This is a genomic window from Bacillus sp. ISL-35 (genome assembly GCF_018613355.1).
Taxonomy (GTDB): Bacteria; Bacillota; Bacilli; order Bacillales; family Cytobacillaceae; genus Mesobacillus.
Genome location: NZ_JAGGQK010000014.1, coordinates 46,011 through 68,746 on the forward strand (window position 1 = coordinate 46,011; position 22,736 = coordinate 68,746).

The window sequence follows — 22,736 nt, forward strand, 5'->3', positions numbered from 1 at the left end:
ACCTTATACAGACGCTTCCTTCCTCATAAGGGTACCTTTCAGGCAAAAAGATGCCCTTATACAGACGCTTCCTTCCTCATAAGGGTACCTTTCGGGCAGAAAGATGCCCTTATACAGACGCTTCCTCCTTCATAAGGGTACCTTTCAGGCAAAGAGATGCCCTTATGCAGGCGCTTTCTCTCTCATAAGGGTATCTTTCAGGCAGAAAGATGACCTTATACAGGCGCTTCCTCTCTTCCTCTTTCATAAGGGTACCTTTCAGACAGAGAGATGCCCTTATACAGACGCTTCCTCTTTCATAAGGGTACCTTTCAGGCAAAAAAATGCCCTGTTCAGGCGCTTCCTAACAAAAAAACCGAAGTACTGTTAAATCAAACTGGGATACTCACAGATTTTACACCCAAAAAAAGAACCCCCCTGGTCGGAAAAATAACCAGGGGGGGTCTGTGTATTTAATTAAGCTTTTAATTTATCGCGAAGAACCATTTGCAGGATTCCTCCGTGACGGTAGTAGTCGATTTCTACTTCTGAGTCGAAACGTACAAGAGCTTCGAAAGTTTTCTTGTTGCCTTCTTCGTCAGTAGCTGTCACAGTGATGATGTCGCGTGGGCGGACATTTTCATCGATCTGGACATCGAATGATTCTCTGCCTGTCAGGCCAAGAGTCTCAGCGTTTTCACCAGCTTTGAATTGAAGTGGCAGTACGCCCATCAATACAAGGTTTGAACGGTGGATACGCTCGAAGCTTTCAGCGATAACAGTCTTGATACCTAATAGGTTAGTACCTTTTGCAGCCCAGTCACGGGATGATCCCATTCCGTAATCTTTACCTGCGATAACCATTAGGCCTGTGCCCTGCTCTTTGTACTTCATGCAAGCATCAAAGATGGACATGACTTCGTTCGTTGGCCAGTAAGTCGTGAAGCCGCCTTCTGTGCCAGGAGCGATCTGGTTGCGGATACGGATGTTCGCGAATGTTCCGCGCATCATGACTTCGTGGTTACCGCGGCGTGAACCGTAAGAGTTGAAGTCACGTGGCTCTACACCCTTTTCACGCAGGTATTTTCCAGCTGGTGTGTCTTTTCCGATCGCACCTGCAGGAGAAATATGGTCAGTTGTGACAGAATCACCGAACTTACCAACAATACGCAAGTTGTTCAATGGAGCAACTTCCCCAGCCTCTGGAGTCAAACCTTCAAAGAATGGTGGGTTTGCGATATATGTTGAATCCTCATCGAAAGTGTAAAGCGGATCGCTGTTTGTTTGGATCTCGTTCCACTTTTCGTTGTCAGTGAATACAGTTTCGTACTCTCTGCGGAATAGCTCTGGAGTTACTACGCGGTGAACGACTTCGTTCACTTCTGCTGTTGATGGCCAGATATCCTTGAAGAATACATCATTGCCATCTTTGTCTTTTCCGATTGGGTCATTCTGAAGATCGATGTCCACTGTACCAGCAAGTGCATATGCAACAACTAGCGGCGGTGAAGCCAGGTAGTTTGCTTTTACAAGCGGGTGGATACGTCCTTCGAAGTTACGGTTACCGGAAAGAACAGAAGTAACTAGAAGATCGCTTTCAGCAACAGACTTTTCAATTTCAGGCTTCAATGGACCGGAGTTACCGATACATGTTGTACAACCATAACCAACCAGGTTGAAACCAAGAGTTTCAAGGTAAGGAAGCAATTCTGAATCGCGAAGGTATCCAGTTACAACCTTTGAACCAGGTGCTAATGAAGTCTTAACGAACTTAGGAACTTCCATTCCCAGCTCAACAGCTTTCTTGGCAACAAGGCCTGCACCTACTAGTACGTATGGGTTAGATGTATTTGTACAGCTAGTGATCGCCGCGATCGCGATAGCACCAGTTTTCATAGTAGTTTTATCGCCATTAGCGAACTCAACAACTGCTTCTTTATTGATTTCCTTCTTACCAAGGCCGAATCCCTGGTTTCCTGCAGGAGCAGTCAATGCTTCCTGGAATGATTTCTGCATTGCAGAAAGCGGAATCAAATCCTGCGGACGCTTAGGACCAGAAAGGTTTGCTTCGATTTCAGAAAGATTGATTTCTACTACATCAGTATAAACTGGCTCTAATGAAGGATCGAAGAATAATCCGTTTTCCTTGCAGTATGCCTCAACCACTTTAATGTGGTCTTCAGAGCGGCCAGTTAAACGCATGTAATCCAATGCTTCTCCATCAACTGGGAAGAATCCGCAAGTAGCGCCATATTCTGGTGCCATATTGGCAACAGTCGCACGGTCAGCAAGCGGAAGTGTCACTACGCCAGGTCCGAAGAACTCAACGAATTTACCAACAACGCCTTTGCTGCGAAGAACCTGAGTCACTTTAAGTGCAAGGTCAGTTGCAGTAGAGCCGTTAGGCATATCGCCTACTAATTTAACACCTACTACTTCTGGTACTGGGAAGTATGATGGCTGGCCAAGCATTCCAGCTTCTGCTTCGATACCGCCTACGCCCCATCCAAGAACGCCAATACCGTTGATCATTGTAGTATGAGAGTCAGTACCTACTAATGAATCTGGGAATGTTTCGAATTCACCATCTGCATTTTCTACAGCGTGGACAACGCTTGCAAGGTACTCAAGGTTCACCTGGTGAACGATACCTGTTGCCGGCGGAACAGCGCGGTAGTTGTCGAATGATTTCTGTGCCCAGCTCAAGAACTGGTAACGTTCAGCATTACGTTCGAATTCAAGTTCCATGTTCACATTAAGTGAGTCTGGAGTTCCGTATTTATCAACCTGTACAGAGTGGTCAATAACTAGATCAACCGGCTTTTCAGGATTGATTTTGTCTGGGTCTCCACCCATGTCAGCCATTGCTTTCCTTAGAGAAGCAAGGTCAACGACTGCTGGTACACCAGTAAAGTCCTGAAGAATGACACGTGAAGGCTTGAACGGCACATCCACTTCTTTCACTTCGCTGGTTCCCCATTTTGCTAGATTTTCAACATGCTCTTTTGTGATTACAAAGCCATCATGCTGGCGAAGCACGGATTCAAGCAATACCTTAACAGAGTAAGGCAGTTTTGATACATTGCCGATTCCAGCCTTTTCTAATGCTGCCAGGCTATAGTAATGATAGCGTTTCCCGTCAACTTCAAATGAACTGCGGGCGTTAAAAACATCTTGGTTTGACATATGTTTACCCCCTTCTTCTACGTAAACATCATAAACTAAATAAAAGTAATTGTCGAAAAGTTTGAATCTTGTATTCCATCCTAACTTTTCTCACAATTTCATATTAATATAACCTTGTATATAAGTAAATAACAAGAAAGTTATTGCGATTGATAAGTTTTTCTTATTATAAAAACTGTATTCATGATAAAAACAAGCTGAATGGGATTTTATCAAAGAGGAAATCAATTCCTTCTTTAATCAAAGTTAATCTGAAACTATTTTACAAAAGTGAAAAAACGGGATTGTGAAGTGTATAATGGGAAAAAATATGACAGATGGAGGTGAATCATGTGGTAAAAAGAAAAGCAAATCATGTCATCCCCGGTGCAAATGCGGCGAAAGCCCAGGGAAATGGTGCTGGCTTTAACGAAGAAATGGCCAATGAACCAATGACTGAACTAGAAAAACAAAATAATAAGAAGCGCAAAAAGAATCAATAAATATTAACGCTTGTTAAAAACATGCCTGGTATATGAAAAAGCGGAAGGATTGCCTTCCGCTTTCACTTTTTATTCCATATTTACTTCGTTCACAATGCTCCGCAGATCCTGCTGGAACCTTTCTAATTGTCCCCTTTGATGTTCAGAAGCGTTTTCAAGCGCATTTTCAATTTGCTGAAATGCTTCATTCACTTCGTTTTTAAGATGCTTTAACTGGTGACCATAGCTTGCTGAATCCCGCACAATTTCCGAATAAAGACCCTGTGCGTCTTCAAACCCTTGCTGAGCTGCCTGGAAAGCTTGTTGTTTATCTTTATTGTAAGGCATGTGTGATTTCCTCCTGATGTAGTAAAATCTATACCGTTAAATTGCACATTTAAAAGTTATTTATTCAGTATAAATTCACGTGAAAATCTAATCCTAAAATCAGGAGGGATGAGCAATGAACAAAAACGATTCCAAGGATATGCGCAAAAATGCTCCCAAGGGTGACCAAGACAGCCAGCCTGCTCCACTAAGCGGATCCAAAAAGGTTAAAAACCGCAACCATACTCGCCAAAAGCACAATTCTGGCCACGATATGTAAAAAACTAATGGCTGCCAATTAGTCTGGCAGCCATTATGCTATATTAATTTCAGTGCCTCCAAAAGCTGCGATTCTTCTCCCGCTGTAACGGTACGGAGATCGACGTGCACCTCTTCTTTATGAATTCTCACTATGATGGCTAGTGAATATTCGGTCCTAAGCTTTCTGGCAATATGTTCAGCACTGACTTCAGGGTGGCTGATGGTGGCTAGGTAAGCAGGCAGCTCAACATCCGGCATTGTTCCCCCGCCCACCTGGCTAGTCCCTTCAGTGATCTTTACACTTAATTTTCCGCCAAAAGATTGAATAGACTGGACGAATTTTTCAGTCCTTGCCTTCAGTTCAGGTAAAGGCACAAGTAAATCCCGAAGAGTCGGAATATGGCCCAATCCCTTTTCTCCCTTTAGATAATCCATCAATGTTGCTTCTAGTGCTGCAAGAGTCATCTTATCAACTCTTACGACCCTGGCCAGCTGATGCTTCTTCAACTGATCGATCAGCTCTTTTTTACCAGCGATAATTCCAGCCTGCGGACCGCCCAGCAATTTATCTCCACTGAAAGATACAATATCCGCTCCCATTCTGAGCACTTCACTCACAACAGGTTCTTCTCCAATACCATGCTTTTGAAAATCATACAAAACACCACTGCCGAGATCCTCATAAAAAATAACATGATCATGCTTATTTGACAGTTGTGCTAACTCTTCAGTTTCTACAGTTTTTGAAAAACCATATATCTTAAAATTGCTTGTATGAACCTTGAGGATCATGGAGGTATCTTCTGAAATGGCATTCTCATAATCGTATAAGTGGGTTTTATTCGTTGTACCCACTTCAACTAATCTTGCTCCGCTTTCTTCCATAATCGAGGAAATTCGGAAGGAACCGCCTATTTCCACCAGTTGCCCGCGAGAAACGATTACCTCTTTCCCCCTGGCAAGTGCACTAAGAATGATAAAAACAGCCGCAGCGTTATTGTTGACGACCATAGCCGCTTCTGCTCCTGTAATTTCCTTGACCAACGCTTCCACATGACTGTGCCGAGAGCCGCGTTTGCCTTCGTCAAGCTTATATTCGAGATTGGAATAATTCATAGCTGTTTCGACTACATGCTTTATGGCATTTTCGCTCAACCGCGCCCTGCCCAAATTTGTATGCAAAATGGTACCGGTAGCATTGATGACAGTTTTAAGCGTATAATCCGATCGTTTCGCTGCAGAATGGCCAACAGCTTCAAATAATTGATCAATAAATGCCTCCGTCCCTGGTTCGGCCCCTTTCCAGTTCCCTTTGAGCAGTTCTGTCCTGATCCTATCTATTTCTGATTTCAACACATCAGTCAGATAGACTTCATCTAGATCATACTGCTCAATTAAACCCGTAAACCTTTTATCTTTCTGCAATTCATGAACTGCAGGCAAGGCTCTCAATAATTCCTTCATGCTCGCATGCCCCCACAAACAAATCTACATTGTTTCATTATATCATTAATATCCAACCGAAGTTATTTCAATCAGGTGAATTAATTACAGAGACGTTCCAGCAGCCATCCATCTTGAAGATAAAAAAATGCCTGGCAACTGCCAGGCATTGATTACGCTTCTATTTGCTTGATGATTTCGTCGGCATCCGGAAATACGCCTGTATCAAGTTTGGAGTATAGAAGTTTCCCGTTTACCGTAACTTCAAAAGCTCCTTTGGACCCTGGTATCAATTCCATTTTTTCAATTTGGCTTCTAAAATGAGTGAATAAATCTTCCGCGAGACTCGCAGCTTTTGGTGCGTAGTTTCACATCATGCAAAATTCGACGGCGACTTGATACTTTTCCATTAAAAATCCCCCTTGATTAACCTTATATATATATTTACTGTCATTTTAGTGTAAAGTCTGACTCTGTGCAAATAATAGTAGCTTAAGGATGATTTTAAAAACAAGAAGGAGTATACTTGCTGTTGAGGTGATAAGGTTGAGTGAACATGAAAAAATCCGATTGACTTCATTGTCAACAAAAGCTGGCTGAGGCTGTAAAATCAGTCCCGAGGACTTGACGCAGGTTCTGCGTCTATTACCTGAACAGGAACCTGTTCCTGAACTGCTCGTCGGACATGAAACATCCGATGATGCAGGTGTATATAAACTGACAGATGATATTGCCCTGATTCAGACCATTGACTACTTCACCCCTATTGTGGATGACCCATATATGTTTGGCCAAATCGCTGCAGCCAATGCACTTAGCGATGTGTATGCAATGGGTGGGGAGCCAAAAACCGTCCTGAATATAGTAGGATATCCAGTCAAAAAGCTAGGCCCGGATATATTGGCCGAAATATTAAGAGGTTCAAGCGACAAAGTGAAGGAAGCTGGCGCCGTTACAGTTGGCGGACATTCAGTCGATGACCAGGAACCTAAATTCGGCTTATCCGTAACAGGTCTTGCACACCCTGAATCCATTTGGAAAAATGTCGGCGCTAAACCAGGTGATGCGCTGGTCATTTCGAAACCAATCGGGGTTGGAATCTTAACGACCGGAATCAAGCGAAATGCAGTCACATCCGAACAAGAACAGGCCGTGACCGAAACAATGGCCTTATTGAATAAAACCGCTGCGGAAGCACTCAAAAGCTTCAATCCTCATGCAGTAACGGATGTAACAGGATTCGGCCTCCTGGGTCATGGAAGTGAAATTGCACGTGGCAGCAATGTCAGCTTTGAGATTGAATTATCAAGTGTTCCCGTCCTGGAAGGTACATATGAATTGGCAGCTAAAGGCGTTGTGCCTGGCGGTTCAAAATCAAATCATAAGTGGCTGGAGAACGATGTTGAATATGGAGACATTTCTCCTGAAGAACAACTGGTCCTGTGTGATGCCATCACGTCAGGCGGCCTTCTCGTATCACTGCCTGAGAATGAGGCCAATCAATATGTAAAAGCACTCAAAGACAAAGGTTTGAATCATGCCGCCATCATAGGAAAAGTCACAGAAAAGCAGGATAAACTGATTTATGTAAAAAGGTGAAATCAAATTCGATTTCACCTTTTTTCTTCATTATAGTTAGCTGTTTTCGTTATGATTGTTGTTAAAATCCTAAGGCCGATTTTTACGTATGATAAGGTATTTTGCTGGTCGGTATCTAGTTTGCAAGCTCTTTTATTGCCTAAATCTTCCATACTGAAATTACATAGGTCATTTAATGCAACCTTGCAGCAAATAGCAACAAAGTATTAGAAAAGAGCATTATAATTTGACTTTCAATTTTTCCAGCATATCGGCAGTCATACTCCCAATGTCATACTTTGCCTTGAATCCCCATTCTTCAGCAGCTGCAGATGCATCAATCGAATTCGGCCAGCTATCAGCAATTGCCTGTCTGACAGGATCGACTTCGTAAGACAGTTCAAATCCAGGGATGTGCTTCCTGATTTCAGCAGCCAGTTGCTCTGGATCAAAACTCATCGCGGTTACATTAAAAGCATTACGGTGGATGAGCTTAGAAGGGTCTGCTTCCATTAAATCAATGATCGCCCCAAGCGCGTCAGGCATATACATCATGTCCATGTAAGTCCCTTTGTTGATATAGGAGCTGTATTGGCCCTTTTTGATTGCCTCATAATAAATCTCAACCGCATAATCAGTTGTTCCGCCTCCTGGAGGTGTAACGTAGGAAATCAATCCCGGGAATCTCACTCCCCTGGTGTCAACTCCAAAACGGTGGAAATAATAATCCGCAAGCAGTTCTCCTGCAACCTTGTTCACTCCATACATCGTAGTAGGACGTTGAATTGTATCCTGAGGTGTATTGTCTTTAGGCGTGTTCGGTCCAAAAGCGCCGATCGAGCTTGGCGTGAAAAATTGCAGGTTCAGTTCCCTTGCTGTTTCAAGCGCGTTCATCAAACCGCCCATATTCAGGTTCCATGCAAAAACAGGCTTCGTCTCCGCTGTAGCAGAAAGCAGTGCGGCCATGTGCATGATCGTATCAACATTGTATTCTTTGGCCAATTCGACCATCCTGTTGGCATCCATGACATCGAGAATCTCGAATGGGCCGTTGACTGCAGCTTCTGAATTAGTCTGTCTGATGTCTGTCGCTATGACATTGTCCTGGCCGTATATGTCACGAAGTTTAACTGTTAATTCTGAACCTATCTGGCCAAGTGCACCAGTAATCAAAATCTTTTTCATTCTATGTACTCCTCCTGCTTTTCCTTAAAAATATGCCGGTTTGTCAGGCAAACCGGCATATGCAAATTAAATAATGCTCAGTTCTTTTCCGACTTTTTCATAAATAGATAATGCCTGATCCAGCATTTCTTTCGTATGCGCAGCAGAAGGCATATTCCTCACCCGTCCTGTTCCCCTAGGGACTGTCGGGAATACGATTGATTTCGCGTATACCCCTTCTTCATATAAACGCTTGCTGAATTCCTGTGTTTTTACTTCGTCTCCAATGATGCATGGAGTAATTGGCGTTTCGGAATGTCCGATGTCAAAACCGAGCTTTTGCAGTCCAGCCTTCAAATAGTTTGCATTTTCCCATAAACGCTGGTTCAATTCTGTGCTTTCCATCAGGATTTCAATTGCTTTCATGCTGGCAGCAACATCAGCAGGAGTGAGTGAAGTCGAGAACAGGAATGGACGGCTTCTCACTTTCAGCCAGTCGATCAGGTTTTGCTTTCCAGCGACATATCCCCCGACTACACCAATCGCTTTTGACAAAGTCCCAATTTGGAAATCGACTTTATCTGAAAGTCCGAAATGCTTGACCGTCCCTGCGCCTTCCCCCAGAACTCCTGAACCGTGTGCATCATCGACATATGTAAATAAATCGAATTCTTCGGCTATCTCAACGATTTCTGGCAATTTTGCAATGTCTCCATCCATGGAGAATACGCCATCTGTGATGACCATGATTTTATTGTATTGCCCGGATTCCTTGGCTTCTTTTGCTTTTGCACGCAGATCTTCCATGTCAGAATGGTTGAAACGGATGATTTTCGCGCGTGACAGACGGCAGCCGTCAATAATCGATGCATGGTTCAATTCATCAGAAAGGATCGCATCATTTTTATCCATTACAGCGGAAATCGCGGCCATATTGCACATGAAGCCGGATTGATAAGCAATGGCTGCTTCTGTCTTCTTGAACTTGGCAAGCTTTTCTTCAAGTTCAATATGAAGTTTGAGTGTGCCATTAATCGTCCTTACAGCACCTGCTCCAACCCCAAACCGGGAGATCGCTTCATCGGCAGCTTTTTTCAATCTTTCATCTGTAGCAAGTCCCAGATAGTTATTAGAAGATAAATTGATCATATCTTTGCCATTGATCGTGATCACTGGTCCATTAGGGCTTTCAAGCGGGTCAATTACATTGTAAAGCCCCTTCCCCTTCAATTCCTCCAGGTTCTCATTTAAAAATTGATCCAATGTTTTGCTAGACATCGAAATCCCCTTTCTGCCGAAGACCGGCATGTCATTATTACGGAAACAACTGTCTTTTTGGAGAGGACAATATGTTAGTCCGCCAACCACATATAATCTGTATTTATAAAATATACTTTATCACATTTCTTTTATATGTACATCTATGAAGGACAGAAAACGCTTACTTTTTATTATTTTTCCCTATTGTTCTTTAAAAAACATGATTTTATTGAAACGAGGTTTGAATAATTTTTAAAGGGTAAATAGAAGAGGGCCAGTCTGTAACCAGGCAGGCATAACGAGGGCAGTGAGTAACCTTACATCTACATCATCACTCCCTCATAGTTCATATAGAAATAGAAACTGAGCTCCGGAGGTTAATTTTAATGAAATATCCACTTAATATAACTTCAGAGATTGGAGAATTGAAGTCAGTCGTCCTGCATAGGCCAGGCAAGGAAGTCGAAAACCTGACACCAAAATATTTGGAACGGCTCCTTTTTGACGACATCCCGTATCTTCCTGCAGTCCAAAAAGAACATGATTATTTCGCTGATGTATTAAGAAACCGAGGCGTAGAGGTTCTTTATCTGGAAAAATTAATGGAAGAGGCATTACATACAGAAGAATTAAGACAAGAATTCATTGATCAGGTACTCAATGAGAGTAAAAGCAACTTGAACGGTTCAAGAAGCACAGTGGAAGATTATCTTCATTCCTCTTCCACTGATGAAATGATTCAAAAAGTGATGTCTGGCGTGTTGAAATCAGAAATCGAACCGGAGAAGAAGGTGCATTTGCATGAACTCCTTGACGACTATTATCCTTTCTTCCTTGATCCAATGCCAAACCTCTATTTTACAAGGGATCCAGCAGCCGTGATTGGGAATGGAATTTCCATAAACAAAATGTGTGAAGGAGCAAGGAAAAGGGAGTCACTATTCATGGATTTCATTATGAAGCATCATCCGAGGTTCGCCTCCCATGATATCCCTTTTTGGTACGACCGGGTGCAGGACTATCCTCTTGAAGGCGGTGATGAACTCGTGCTCAGTCCCGAAGTTATTGCCATCGGGGTAAGTGCGCGGACTTCTGCCCAGGCAATTGAAAAATTGGCAAAACAAATTTTCTCCAAAAATGATCGAATAAAAAAGGTCGTTGCTGTTGAAATCCCTAAATTAAGGGCGTATATGCACCTTGATACAGTTTTTACAATGGTGGACCATGAAAAATTCACCATCCATCATGGAATCGAGGGGCCTAACGGTGTTATGAAAATATATATTCTCGAAAAAGGGACAGATCCAGACAGACTCACTATCTCTGAACGGTCCAACTTAACTGAAACATTGAAGGAAGTCCTGCGCCTTCAGGATTTAATCTTAATACCTTGCGGAGGCGGTCATGAAATCGCTGCTGCCCGTGAGCAGTGGAACGATGGCTCTAATACACTGGCCATTGCACCTGGAGTCGTGGTCACCTATGATCGAAATTATGTGTCCAATGATTTGTTAAGGCAAAACGGCGTTGAGGTAATTGAAATCCCAAGTTCTGAACTTTCACGTGGGCGCGGAGGCCCTCGATGCATGAGCATGCCGATCTATCGGGAAGATTTGTAAATAAAAACAAAAAAGCAGTCCCGGATTCAATTCAGGACTGCTTTAACTTGTATATTCTAGTAGGCAGCAAGGTAGCTTTGCAATTCTTTAACCAATTGTTCAGCACCTTTTTTACTTAACACAATTTTTCCGTCTGCAAGCGACATGTTGTCATTGCTGATAATGCCGGTTATAAGGCAAGTCTGGTCCGGCTGGTATTTTTTCAGGATGATCATATCCTCATCAACGAATATCTCCAACGGATCATTTTCACCAATACTCAGCTTCTTCCTTAACTCCATCGGAATGACCACCCTGCCTAGCTGATCCGTCTTCCTCACGATTCCAGTAGCCTTCATATTGCATCCTCCCCTTCCAAACTATGTGGGATTTGGATGTCTGTACTGTGAAACGATTCTAGCCCAATACAATTATAGCAAAACGAGGCATTTATTTACATTTAAAAAATGTCGGTCTGGTTAAATTATTTTTCAATATATAAAACAAAAAAGCACGCATCACGCGTGCTTTCCAAGTGTCTATTCTATCCCCTGCAATTCATGGGATGAACCATTGTTTTTCAATAATACTTTTAAACCAGATCCGATATCAGATGCTAGAACAAAATTCCTGTCTACAAATACACCCCATACATCTGACCTCTCAGGGACATAATGCCCTGCTTGTTTAGGATTTGCCGGATCCGTGATGTCGACCGCATATACTCCCCCGGCGTAGTGTGACAGGTACAAAGTGTTCCCCTGTACTTTAGGGTCATGGACTGTGTTGGCAAAAGTAACGCCATTTTCGATATTATCTACTAAATCAGTCTTAAACTCACTAAGCAATTTAGGGTTGGTTTTATCTTTGATATCAAAAATCCTTGTATAACCATAAGATTGTTCATAGCCTTCTTTAACTGGACTATAAACTTCCCTTGTCTCAATCAATACATTGCCGCCTTTTGCCAGTGTAGCTGAATGGGCCGATCCTTGCTGGTTCGAAGCGAAATCTGTCCTTCCCAGATATTCCGGATGTTCAGGATTGCTGATGTCAAAAATCACCGTTCCCAAATCCCACATTGATACATATGCATACTTACCGGTTTCATCTATCATTGTGCTGTGGTTGAAAACAGGACGGGTTTTCCCATCAGGAGAATTCCAGTGGTAGCCATTAAAATCCTCATGAATTTCTTCCATTGTCCTAGGGTCGAATTCCCATAGCTTCTCAGGATTCGACGGGTCGCTTACATCGACAATCTGGAAATCCTTCTCCTCCCCATGGCTGTAATAGTCAGCATACGGATTAGCCGCAAGTACAATCGCACGGTTGCCCTGCATTGTCAGATACAGCTCATGCGTTCCGTTTGTTTTTTTGGTCACTTCATAGAATCCTAGCTTCTGAGGGCTTTCTGGATTTGTCACATCATATAGTAAAAATCCACCCTTTGAGTCAGGATTATTTCTATTAAGTTGCTGGACACTTACAACTGCAAGATCCCCTTTAAAAGATGGGGTGTTCACACTCTTGACGATTACCTTTTCCTGCCATGTACCAGGGATGTCATTATTCGCGAATACGGACACTTCTTTTGGGTTGGCGGGATCTTTGAGATCAAATACACGTACGCCGCCATTTCCGCCATTTTTGGTATGGGTGCCGAGATAAGCATATCCTTTGTGAGCAAATACATCTGCAAAACTATTCTGCTTTCCATCTGCCCTGACCGTATTCATTTCAGGAGCAGCGGCTTCATGCAAGAATTTGAGGTTTTTATTTCCCTCCATGACAGGGACCGATACTTCGCTATAGCCTGTCCTTTCTCCTTTTTCAATATTTACATCACCAAGTTCGTCATGGGCAAGGACATTGAATGGAACAGAAGAAACAGTTAAAACTCCAGCAAGAATCAGGCTAGGGAACAATCGTTTTTTCACTATTAAAAACCTCCTCTTATGTATTGAATAACAATATAGCAAAGGTAGAAACTCACCAGCAAACGAAAAACTGTATATTTTGTAAATTCAGTTAATAGTTCCTAATTTTACAAAAAATTCCTAAGACGATGGTAATTGTTACGAATATCGAAGTAGGTAAATTTCCACAACTATTAAATTCTTCGTTTCCATTACTTCCTGCCCACAAAACTCTAGAACAAAAGCAAAGATTTTAGTATGATTAATGAATGTGATTATGAATGAATGAACTGAAAATAGATAAAGCGAGGATTTAAACAATGAGTTTATTGAATGTAGAAAATTTGAGCCATACATTTGGGGATCGCACGCTTTTTAAAGATGTGTCATTCCGTCTGCTAGCTGAGGACCATGTCGGCCTGGTTGGCGCAAACGGTGTCGGGAAGTCCACCCTCATGAACATCATCACCGGACAACTGATCCACGATTCGGGAAAAGTAGAATGGACACCGGGTGTTGAGTACGGTTATTTGGACCAGCATACAGTTTTATCTCCAGGAAAAACAATCCGCGATGTGTTACGTGATGCCTTCCTTCCTCTTTTTAAAAAGGAAGAAGAGCTGAACGAAGTTACCGGCAAAATGGCAGATGCCACTCCAGAGGAACTGGAACAGCTGCTCGAGGAAATGGCGGAAATCCAGGATGCTCTAGATGCTGGAGGTTTTTACTCACTTGATATCGAAGTGGAAGAAGCGGCGAGAGGTCTTGGCCTTGACGCAATAGGCATCGACCGGGATGTATCTGCATTGAGCGGCGGACAGCGCACGAAGGTCTTACTTGCCAAACTATTGCTTGAAAAGCCCAAGGTGCTTCTGCTGGATGAGCCGACGAACTATCTTGACGTTGAGCATATTCAGTGGTTGACCAGGTACCTGAAAGAGTATCCTTACGCTTTCATTTTGATTTCGCATGATACAGAGTTCATGAACCAGGTATCCAACGTCATTTTCCAGCTGGAGTTTTCAAAACTGACACGATACACTGCGACGTATGAAAAATTCCTGGAATTAGCTGAGATTAACAAGAACCAGCATCTAAACGCATATGAAAAACAACAGGAATTCATCAAGAAACAAGAAGATTTCATCGCAAAAAACAAAGCTCGTTATTCGACAACCGGCCGTGCGAAGAGCCGCCAAAAACAACTTGATCGCATGGAAAGGATCGACAGACCAGAGACTGCTTTAAAACCGACTTTTGAGTTCAAAGAATCACGCGCTAGCAGCCGCTATGTATTCGAAGGCACAGATTTCGAAATCGGCTACACGCATCCGCTGCTTCCGAAACTGTCCGTTACAATCGAGCGCGGTGAAAAGATTGCCCTTGTTGGTATGAATGGAGTCGGGAAATCAACTTTACTGAAAACCATGCTTGGAAAGATTCCTCCATTGAGCGGCAAAATCGAGCGAGGCGATTTCCTCTTCCCTTCATACTTTGAACAGGAAGTTAAAGCAGGTAGCATTACTCCAATTGAAGATTTGTGGAGTGAATTCCCTGGTATGGACCAGCATCAGGTAAGGGCTGCACTGGCCAGGAGCGGTCTAAAGAACGAACATATTTCACGCCCCCTCAATCAGCTGAGCGGCGGCGAGCAGGCAAAGGTACGCCTGACCAAGCTGCTTATGAACGAAAGTAACTGGCTGTTATTCGACGAGCCGACAAACCACCTGGATATCACAGCAAAAGAAGAATTAAAACGCGCACTAAAAGCATATAAAGGAACAATCGTCCTGGTCAGCCACGAACCTGATTTCTACGAAGATTGGGTTACAAAAGTTTGGAACGTGGAAGAATGGGCAGCAAATGCTAATAACTAATCAAAGAATAAACCTGCTGGTACATGAACCAGCAGGTTTATTGTGTATTATCAACTCTGTATTTGATCCATCCTTCTACTTCGGCTGAAAAATTCAAACCTAGAAGGAATTCAGACAAAATCTCAACGGAAAGAGGTAGAATTGTCTAAACTATTCCCTACTTCGGACAAAAAACTTTTTGAAAGCTACCGATATGTCCGAACTTGTACCATCTTCAGACAAAAGCTCATCAGATAGCAGCTGAAATGTCTGAACTTGCACCTACTTCAGACAAAACCTCAACAGATAATCCTTGAAATGTCTGAACCTCCACCTACTTCGGACAAAATCCCATCGGAAAGCCACTGAAATGTCCGAACTTGCACCTACTTCAGACAAAACCTCAACAAATAACCCTTGAAATGTCTGAACCTCCACCTACTTCGGACAAAATCCCATAAGAAAGGGACTGAAATGACCGAACTTGCACCTACTTCAGACAAAACCTCAACAAATAACCCTTGAAATGTCTGAACCTCCCCCTACTTCGGACAAAATCTCCTCGGAAAGGGACTGAAATGTCCGAACTTGAACCTACTTCAGACAAAATGCCATTTAAAACCCAATCAAATGTCCGAACCATAGCAGCCTTCTGACAAAAACTATCTAAATAGAAGCAGGATTGTCCATACCCTCACACTCCACAGATAAAAACCAAATAGGAACAAATTACCGACTCAGCTCTGGCCAAGTATATCCCACCTTCCAGGAAAAAAGTTGACGAAATGTATTGAGTTATTGACTGGTTATTGATAAATTTTATAAAGGTTATAAAAAATATTTATATAGGTGATGAGAAAATGAAAAAACTAATGATCGTGGCAGCCCTGCTGCTGATAACTGCTCTTTCTGGCTGTTCAGGAGATAACAGCGACGAAGCGAAGAAGGAAACAATCAAAATCGGCGCGATTCCCGATCAAAACGCCGCGGATTTGAACAGGAGCATGGAAGACTTCGCAAAAGATTTGGGCAAAAAAACCGGAATGAATGTTGAGTACGTCCCTTCGGTGGATTATTCAGCTTTGGTAACTGCTTTTCAACGCGGAGAAATTCAGCTTGCATGGTTTGGCGGATTGACGGGTGTCCAGGCGAGAAATTTAGTTCCAGAGGCTGAAGCATTTGCACAAAGGCCGATTGATGAAAAATTCAAATCAGTTTTTATTGCCCAAAAAGATAGTGCGATTGATAGTCTTGAAGATTTAAAAGGTAAATCTTTTACATTTGGCAGCGAAAGTTCAACTTCGGGACACCTGATGCCGCGTTACTTCATGATGGAAGCAGGCATTGACGCTGATCAAGACCTTGATGGGAAACCTAATTACTCAGGATCCCACGATAAAACTTATAAGCTAGTTGAATCAGGAGCCTATGAGACAGGAGCATTGAATATTTCTGTATGGGAAGCTGCTGTTAAAGAAGGCAAGGTCGATGAATCAAAGGTGAAAGTTTTCTACACAACACCTGAGTACTTTGACTACAACTGGACTATCAACATCGCCGATGAAGAATCAAAAAAGAAAGTTAAAGATGCAATTCTATCAATGACTAAAGAAGACAATGAAATTATGGAATTACTGCAAACCGATCGATTCATTGAAACAAATAATGAAAATTATAAAGCAATCGAAGAGGTCGCCAAGCAACTAAAGATCATCAAGTAGGTGGACTTCATGAGCGAATTCATTGATGTAAAAAATATAGAAAAAGTTTACGAGCGGAAGATAGCCTTATCTTCCCTTTCTTTGTCGGTAAAAAAGGGTGAATTAATCGCTTTGATCGGGCCAAGTGGTGCAGGAAAGACGACTTTGCTGAATCTGCTTGCCGCTACTTTAACACCCGATCAAGGGGAAATTCTGATTGATGGCCAATCGTTGGCAGAAATGAACGACCAGAAGAAACGGGCCAAAAAGATCGGAATCATTCGCCAGCAGTTTGATCTTATAGGGGAATTGCCAGTGATTCATAATGTGCTTGCAGGAAAATTGTCAGAATGGGGCATTATGAAATCTCTCCTATCCATGTTGATTCCTCAGGATAAGGATGATGCAATACGGGCTCTTACACGAGTAGGTCTGAGAGAAAAACTATATGAACGAACTTCCGCGCTTTCAGGTGGGGAGCAGCAGCGTGTTGCCCTTGCCCGGCTGCTTGTCCAGAGTCCTGAAATCGTACTGGCGGATGAACCTGTTGCATCACTTGACCCTGCTCGTGCTGAAGACATCCTGGCACTCCTTGTCAAAATTGCATCTGAGGAAAATCAGACATTGATTGCCAGTCTGCATTCCGTTGATTACGCAAAAAAGTACTTCGATCGATTGATCGCTTTACAAGATGGGCAGATTTTCTTCGACCTGCCTGCCTCATCAGTCACAGACGCCCAAATGGCCAGCTTGTACAAACTGAAGGAGCATGAGTAACATGGAGAGAAGCTGGTGGAATTTCGAACTTCATAAAAGAAAGATTCTAAGCCTTCTCCTCTTGCTGGCCTTTCTTTGGAGTCTGACATCCATACATTGGAGCCAGGACTTATTTCATGGCGGAGGACTGAAAACCGCCAAACAAATTGCAACAGCATTTTTCAGTCCAGATTTATCAAAGGATATCCTGCAGCTAGCCCTGGAGTCCAACTGGACCACGCTAAGCTATGCAGTGGCGGGGATGAGTCTCGCCCTGATTATCGCTTTTTTCTGGGGAATCCTTGCTTCTGGAGTCCTGGTCTCTAATTTAAAAAACAAGCGCCATGTAAAAGCATTCTTTAGAGGTCAGCTTGGTTTCATGAGAGCAATCCACGAGCTTGTGTGGGCATGGCTATTCGTTGCCTCAATCGGACTGTCCCCCTTCGCCGCCATTTTCGCACTGGCCATTCCCTACGGGGGAATTCTTGGCAGGATCTTTGCAGACATGCTTGAAGACGTACCAACTGGACCAATCAAGGCATTGGAAGCTGCTGGCGCAGGAAAATTGCAGACAATAATGTACGGCTACCTTCCAATGGTCAGATCAAGTATTGTCAGCTATGCCATGTACCGCTTTGAATGCGCGGTTCGCTCATCAGCCATCATGAGTTTTGTTGGCATCGGCGGGCTCGGCTACCAAATACAACTAAGCCTCGATGATTTACAGTATAATGAAGTCTGGACCTTTGTGTTTTTCCTGATCCTTCTTGTCATCCTCATCGATGTCTGGAGCAATCTCTTAAGGAAAAACCTGAATTCAGCAAACAGAGTGAAAAATCAGCTGAAGATCTCTTTCTTTTCAATGATACTTCTCACCTTTGGATCCTGGCTATCCATTTTCACGATAGAAAATGCAAGCCTGACGATGTTATTCACAAAAGAAAATCTCCATTACTCCAGTCAGTTCTTTAAAGGGCTAATTGGGATTGGTGAAGATCACCCTGCTTTTCTGAGCATCGATAGCTGGGCCACTGCTTTTTCCCTTACATGGGAGACATTGGTGATGAGTATATTGGCCACCGGATTTGCCACCATTGCCGCCATATTAACAATGATTCCTGCAGCCAGGAATGTGGCAGACGGGTCGCTTACACTGTCAAAAAAATGGCATGGATGGCTGTCATTCGGTATTGTGCGGGCTGGCTATATTTTCACAAGGGCTGTGCCGGAACTTGTTTGGGCCATGATTATCATTTTTATTTTCAAGCCTGGAATTTTGCCTGGCGCGATAGCACTTGCCCTTCATAATTACGGAATTCTAGGCAAGCTTTTGGCTGAGGTCGTAGAGGATTTAGATTCCCGCCCAGTAAGGAATCTGGCGGCCTGCGGGGCAAGCAGGGTTCAAATTTTATTATATGGTGTCCTGCCGGCTGCGCTCCCCCGCTTCCTGACGTATATACTATATCGCTGGGAAGTTATCATGCGGACCACTATCGTTGTTGGCTTCGTTGGAGCAGGCGGACTTGGCCAGCAATTCAAGCTAAGCATGAGCTTCTTCCATTATACTGATATCACACTATTACTGTTCTTCTATCTTGTTCTTGTCTTCGCTGCAGATTATATTTCGGAAAAAGCAAGATTCTTCATCAAATAAACCCGGCCTCTTACAGGCCGGGTTTATTCTTTCAGATCTAGAATCACCTTATAGAAGATCCATCTTGTCCAGTCCATTTTCAAGGAAGTATTTTTCATAACGCGCCTTCAGCTGGAACAGTCGATTGATTTTTTCTTCAATTGTTGCATTGAAATTGACTTCGCGTTTCAAATCGATGGTTGCCAGTTTATGCGTAAGCTGGTCCCAAAAAACATCTTCCTCATATTCATCGATAATCGCTTCGACTGTTTCTTTAAGGCTATCAGAAAGATAGTAATACTCCTCTTCGTTATCAAAGTAAATTTCTTCACCCGCTTCAAAATCCCTGGCCAGGGAAAAAATATACTGTTCAAGATCCTCTGCTTTTTCTGCCAGTTCATGGTTTGCTTCAGTCAGTCCAAGCGGCCAATTCCCAAGCTGCAGCAGCTTGACAAGCGTCAAAAATTGATCTTTTGAAAGGTCAATTCCCATTAAACCCTCCCCTTTCATATGCTTGTTTCATATATATGACGAAAGTGCAGCCGATTTTCCAAAAATCCTTGATAACTTCGACTTTTTCATTACCTACCCATGACTCCCAGACGAATAAAATAAAAACGGCAGGCCCATTATCAATGGCCTGCCAGAATCTATGTTAGTTGCTAATGTTAATCGCTTCTCCTATTAACTGAATGTCTTTATAGATCTCGTTTTTCAGTTCACTGTCTTCACAAATTGCATATTCATCGAACAACCGGCCTAATTCCTTGATAAACAAAAGATGTTCTTCTACTGCAACCATACAGAGACCCCTTTACACACAAGATGACCATTGGCAAATGCTGTAATTCCATTTTCCTTAGACCCAAATATTTACCCGTAAAATAAACGATCAAACTACCAATTTTTAAAAATATATGCAGCAGCTGTCCACAATATGACAACCATTGTTTAACCAATAGACCTTTAAGGGAAGTAAATAGGAGATATACAATCCAGGGGGTAATGAAATGTGGGTTCAACGTCCTTTTTTTAAGTATGCGACAGGTATCATCCTGATTCTGCTTATCATCTTTCTTTTTGGTAAAATTGATTACTTCGTTTCGCCTATGCAAAATTTTATAATCGCTATTTTCTTTCCGGTCCTGATTTCAGGCCTGCTATATTATATACTGCGCAAGCCTGTCCAATGGATCAGCCGCTATCTCCCTAAAATCGTCAGTATTTTAATCGTGTTCGCCCTTGTAGCAGGATTATTTACAGGCTTGTCTTATTTTGCAGGCTCCCTTTTGGGAGAAGAGATTAGCAGCCTGACAGAAAATTTTCCTGAAAAAATCGATGAAGTTACAGAAGAATCCCAAAAAGTCATCAATGACAATCAAATGGGAATAAAGGCAGATGAAATCAAGCAGAAGGCTTTGAATTATTTAAGCAAGCTTTCACAAAATCTTGGGGAAAATATCATGACATTGTTCTCCGTGATTACAAGTATTGCAACTGTTCTGGTCGTAGTTCCTTTTCTGGCTTTCTTCTTCCTGAAGGATGATGAAAAATTAAGACCATATATTCTAAAGCATATACCCAGTGAACATGTACAGGAAGGAAACAAAATTTTAACGGATATTGATAAAACCTTGTTCACCTATGTAACAGGACAATTTATCATAGCACTGGTTGACGGAATTTTAATGTATTTAGGATATTTATTTATCGGCTTGGACTACGCTCTCTTGCTTGCGATTTTGGCAATGTTTTTAACTATCGTTCCATTTTTAGGCCCTCTTCTAGGAATCATTCCGGCACTGTTCATTGCATTGACGAACAGTCCATTTATGGCACTGAAGGTACTCATTGTACTGGTGGTCGTGCAGCAGCTGGAAGGTAATCTTGTCACTCCGCAGGTGATGGGGAAAAAGCTAAGCATCCATCCAATTACCGTCATCCTGATTTTGATTGCAGCCGGCTCATTGTATGGCTTCATTGGAATCCTGATCGCCATACCACTTTATTCTGTGGTTAAAATCGTAATCAAGGATGTTTGGAAGTTTTATAAGCTTCGAGATAAAAAGATTTAATTTGAAAAAGACAGCCAGATTCCTTTGGCTGTCTTTTCTGTTATTGAAATTGTAATCTTTATCTGTTTCGTGTGCCTTGAAGCTAAAATGTTTTCTTAATTATCCTTAATTTGAATTCTGCCCGCCATCCTGGAGTCCATTAAGAATCAGCGGTCGAACGGAAGATGCTGTAAGCAGTCCACTGTGGCTAACACCGCTGATTTCCACATTATTTGCTCCATCAATAATCGAACTCGTATACGGGTTAATGACCGTATCGGCACTGCTGAATATCGATGTATATTGGATAACTGAGGTAGAATCATTTCCATTTGGTGTTTCATCAACACTGTTTAAATCATTCAGGAAAGCACTACCTGGCACCATTTCCCTTGCTCCCTCTGTCCATAAGCCAAAATAAGAAGAATTGGTTCCATGATGAGGTGAACCTAAAGTTATGACATCATCAACTTTCTGGGCACCATCAAGGTACTTCACATAATAGCGAGTGCTTAATCCACCCATACTATGGGCGACTATGTCTACTTTCGATGCTTTTGTCTGCCGAAGGACATTTTTAATAAACGATTGCAATTCATACGCGTTCTTTACATTGCTTCCCGTTGTATCCGAATATTGGATAGCAAACAGATAATTTGCTGGCCATCCCTGGCTGACCAGCCATTGTCTCATGTCATCATAACTCGAAGATGAACCAGTGAAGCCATGGACAAATACAACAGGGTCTTTGTCAGAAGCCACCGGAACTCTCTTGGCTGCACCGGCGGGTGAAACAAGAACAAAAAGAAGGACAATCGAAACAGATAAACTTATAAATCCCCTGATCATTATTAATATCAATCCTCCAAATTATATAATCTATAAATCTTATGGCATTGATTTCGTAAAATTCCATAATAAAAAATATGAATTCACCAAGATTAAATTTGAAACCGTATAAAAAGGGATTTATTTGGGCAGTCTATTCCCAATTTGATATAAGGGAGGATTTGCCAATGAAACGCATCAACTTGTCAATGTTAACACTTTTTGTGCCGGCCATTTTGTTTGCTGGATGCGATACTTATACTGATGAAGGAGCAGGAAATCCTCAGGCTTACGGCGGAAATGGTCCGCGAATTCAAAATGTTAATGAGGAATATCGCTCTGCTTCTTATAATCAGACATACAGGATGAAGGTCGAGGATGACTTAGAGGATCAAGTAGTAAAGCTCCCAGATGTGCAGAGTGCTGCCGTTATTTCTGTCCAGAGACAAGCCTATGTTGCCGTTGTGCTGGAGGATGGCAATACAGATTCTGTTCCAGACGACGTGTACGATGAGATCACCAGCCAAATTAAAGCCGCCGATGGAAGTATTTCGGAAGTGTATGTATCATCAAATGCAGATTTTGTTGTGGAAATGACAGACTATCGGGAGCAGCTGCAGAGCGGAAGACCCATCCCGGGGCTTGCTGAAGATTTTAATGGGACGATAGAAAGAACTTTTCCTGCCAATCGTTAAATTAAGATGGAATGAAAGGGCATCGGGGTATATCCGGT

General features: G+C 42.5%; 20 protein-coding genes and 1 pseudogene. 10 read left to right on the plus strand and 11 right to left on the minus strand.

The window, feature by feature from the left end; all coding sequences use genetic code 11:
• Positions 1–456 precede the first annotated feature (456 nt).
• Positions 457–3,165: an aconitate hydratase AcnA gene (gene acnA / locus J7E38_RS17885; RefSeq protein ID WP_214708435.1), complete on the minus strand. Its 2,709-nt coding sequence runs from the start codon at positions 3,163–3,165 to the stop codon at positions 457–459.
• A 332-nt stretch (positions 3,166–3,497) separates the two neighbouring features.
• Here acnA and sspO point away from each other — a divergent pair, with 332 nt between their 5' ends.
• The gene (gene sspO, locus J7E38_RS17890; RefSeq protein WP_144480826.1) at positions 3,498–3,647 is read left to right on the plus strand and encodes a small acid-soluble spore protein O; all 150 of its coding nucleotides are present in this window, start codon (positions 3,498–3,500) and stop codon (positions 3,645–3,647) included.
• A 69-nt stretch (positions 3,648–3,716) separates the two neighbouring features.
• Here sspO and J7E38_RS17895 read toward each other — a convergent pair whose 3' ends face one another.
• Positions 3,717–3,974 carry a DUF2524 family protein gene (locus tag J7E38_RS17895; RefSeq protein ID WP_214708437.1) on the minus strand — a complete coding sequence of 86 codons (258 nt, stop codon included), beginning with the start codon at positions 3,972–3,974 and terminating at the stop codon, positions 3,717–3,719.
• Positions 3,975–4,089: 115 nt separating this feature from the next.
• Here J7E38_RS17895 and J7E38_RS17900 point away from each other — a divergent pair, with 115 nt between their 5' ends.
• On the plus strand, positions 4,090–4,233 hold the full coding sequence (locus J7E38_RS17900; protein WP_079509097.1) for a small acid-soluble spore protein P: 144 nt from the start codon (positions 4,090–4,092) through the stop codon (positions 4,231–4,233).
• A 38-nt stretch (positions 4,234–4,271) separates the two neighbouring features.
• Here the strand turns inward: J7E38_RS17900 and selA are convergent, their stop codons facing one another.
• Together selA and J7E38_RS24365 are read right to left on the minus strand one after the other, a co-directional pair.
• Positions 4,272–5,678, minus strand: a complete 1,407-nt coding sequence (selA, locus tag J7E38_RS17905) for an L-seryl-tRNA(Sec) selenium transferase (protein WP_214708439.1) — start codon at positions 5,676–5,678, stop codon at positions 4,272–4,274.
• A 152-nt stretch (positions 5,679–5,830) separates the two neighbouring features.
• Positions 5,831–6,013 (minus strand): annotated as a pseudogene (locus tag J7E38_RS24365) (Rdx family protein); the annotation flags it as partial.
• Between the two features lie 142 nt (positions 6,014–6,155).
• On the opposite strand from J7E38_RS24365, the gene selD reads away from it, so the two are divergent.
• Positions 6,156–7,256, plus strand: coding sequence for a selenide, water dikinase SelD (gene selD / locus J7E38_RS17915; protein ID WP_251030385.1), 1,101 nt, complete (start codon positions 6,156–6,158; stop codon positions 7,254–7,256).
• A gap of 219 nt (positions 7,257–7,475) precedes the next feature.
• Here selD and J7E38_RS17920 read toward each other — a convergent pair whose 3' ends face one another.
• Both J7E38_RS17920 and J7E38_RS17925 read right to left on the minus strand, forming a co-directional pair.
• Positions 7,476–8,420, minus strand: coding sequence for an L-threonine 3-dehydrogenase (locus tag J7E38_RS17920; RefSeq protein ID WP_214708443.1), 945 nt, complete (start codon positions 8,418–8,420; stop codon positions 7,476–7,478).
• 66 nt (positions 8,421–8,486) lie between these two features.
• Positions 8,487–9,677, minus strand: a complete 1,191-nt coding sequence (locus J7E38_RS17925; protein WP_214708445.1) for a glycine C-acetyltransferase — start codon at positions 9,675–9,677, stop codon at positions 8,487–8,489.
• Positions 9,678–10,045: 368 nt separating this feature from the next.
• Here J7E38_RS17925 and arcA point away from each other — a divergent pair, with 368 nt between their 5' ends.
• Positions 10,046–11,278 (plus strand): arginine deiminase, encoded by a 1,233-nt coding sequence (gene arcA / locus J7E38_RS17930; protein WP_214708447.1) that lies wholly within the window; start codon positions 10,046–10,048, stop codon positions 11,276–11,278.
• A gap of 56 nt (positions 11,279–11,334) precedes the next feature.
• On the opposite strand, the gene J7E38_RS17935 is transcribed toward arcA, so the two are convergent.
• Positions 11,335–11,616 (minus strand): AbrB/MazE/SpoVT family DNA-binding domain-containing protein, encoded by a 282-nt coding sequence (locus J7E38_RS17935; protein ID WP_214708449.1) that lies wholly within the window; start codon positions 11,614–11,616, stop codon positions 11,335–11,337.
• A gap of 180 nt (positions 11,617–11,796) precedes the next feature.
• Complete coding sequence (locus J7E38_RS17940) at positions 11,797–13,197, minus strand: LVIVD repeat-containing protein (protein ID WP_214708451.1); 1,401 nt, start codon at positions 13,195–13,197, stop codon at positions 11,797–11,799.
• A gap of 299 nt (positions 13,198–13,496) precedes the next feature.
• Between J7E38_RS17940 and J7E38_RS17945 the strand changes: the two genes are divergently transcribed.
• The 4 genes from J7E38_RS17945 (at position 13,497) to J7E38_RS17960 (ending at position 19,142) form a co-directional block, all read left to right on the plus strand.
• Complete coding sequence (locus J7E38_RS17945) at positions 13,497–15,053, plus strand: ABC-F family ATP-binding cassette domain-containing protein (RefSeq protein WP_214708453.1); 1,557 nt, start codon at positions 13,497–13,499, stop codon at positions 15,051–15,053.
• 839 nt (positions 15,054–15,892) lie between these two features.
• Entirely contained in the window at positions 15,893–16,753 is an 861-nt protein-coding gene (locus J7E38_RS17950) for a putative selenate ABC transporter substrate-binding protein (RefSeq protein ID WP_214708455.1), read from the plus strand.
• Positions 16,754–16,762: 9 nt separating this feature from the next.
• Complete coding sequence (locus tag J7E38_RS17955) at positions 16,763–17,509, plus strand: phosphonate ABC transporter ATP-binding protein (protein ID WP_214708457.1); 747 nt, start codon at positions 16,763–16,765, stop codon at positions 17,507–17,509.
• Position 17,510: 1 nt separating this feature from the next.
• Complete coding sequence (locus tag J7E38_RS17960; protein ID WP_214708459.1) at positions 17,511–19,142, plus strand: PhnE/PtxC family ABC transporter permease; 1,632 nt, start codon at positions 17,511–17,513, stop codon at positions 19,140–19,142.
• 48 nt (positions 19,143–19,190) lie between these two features.
• Here J7E38_RS17960 and J7E38_RS17965 read toward each other — a convergent pair whose 3' ends face one another.
• On the minus strand, positions 19,191–19,613 hold the full coding sequence (locus tag J7E38_RS17965; protein WP_214708461.1) for a hypothetical protein: 423 nt from the start codon (positions 19,611–19,613) through the stop codon (positions 19,191–19,193).
• 163 nt (positions 19,614–19,776) lie between these two features.
• A complete protein-coding gene (locus tag J7E38_RS17970) occupies positions 19,777–19,923 on the minus strand; it encodes a hypothetical protein (protein ID WP_214708463.1) in 147 nt (48 codons plus the stop codon).
• A 208-nt stretch (positions 19,924–20,131) separates the two neighbouring features.
• Here J7E38_RS17970 and J7E38_RS17975 point away from each other — a divergent pair, with 208 nt between their 5' ends.
• On the plus strand, positions 20,132–21,196 hold the full coding sequence (locus tag J7E38_RS17975; RefSeq protein ID WP_214708465.1) for an AI-2E family transporter: 1,065 nt from the start codon (positions 20,132–20,134) through the stop codon (positions 21,194–21,196).
• A 105-nt stretch (positions 21,197–21,301) separates the two neighbouring features.
• Here J7E38_RS17975 and J7E38_RS17980 read toward each other — a convergent pair whose 3' ends face one another.
• Positions 21,302–22,024 (minus strand): esterase/lipase family protein, encoded by a 723-nt coding sequence (locus tag J7E38_RS17980; protein ID WP_214708467.1) that lies wholly within the window; start codon positions 22,022–22,024, stop codon positions 21,302–21,304.
• 167 nt (positions 22,025–22,191) lie between these two features.
• Here J7E38_RS17980 and J7E38_RS17985 point away from each other — a divergent pair, with 167 nt between their 5' ends.
• Positions 22,192–22,698: a YhcN/YlaJ family sporulation lipoprotein gene (locus J7E38_RS17985; protein ID WP_214708469.1), complete on the plus strand. Its 507-nt coding sequence runs from the start codon at positions 22,192–22,194 to the stop codon at positions 22,696–22,698.
• Positions 22,699–22,736 lie beyond the last annotated feature (38 nt).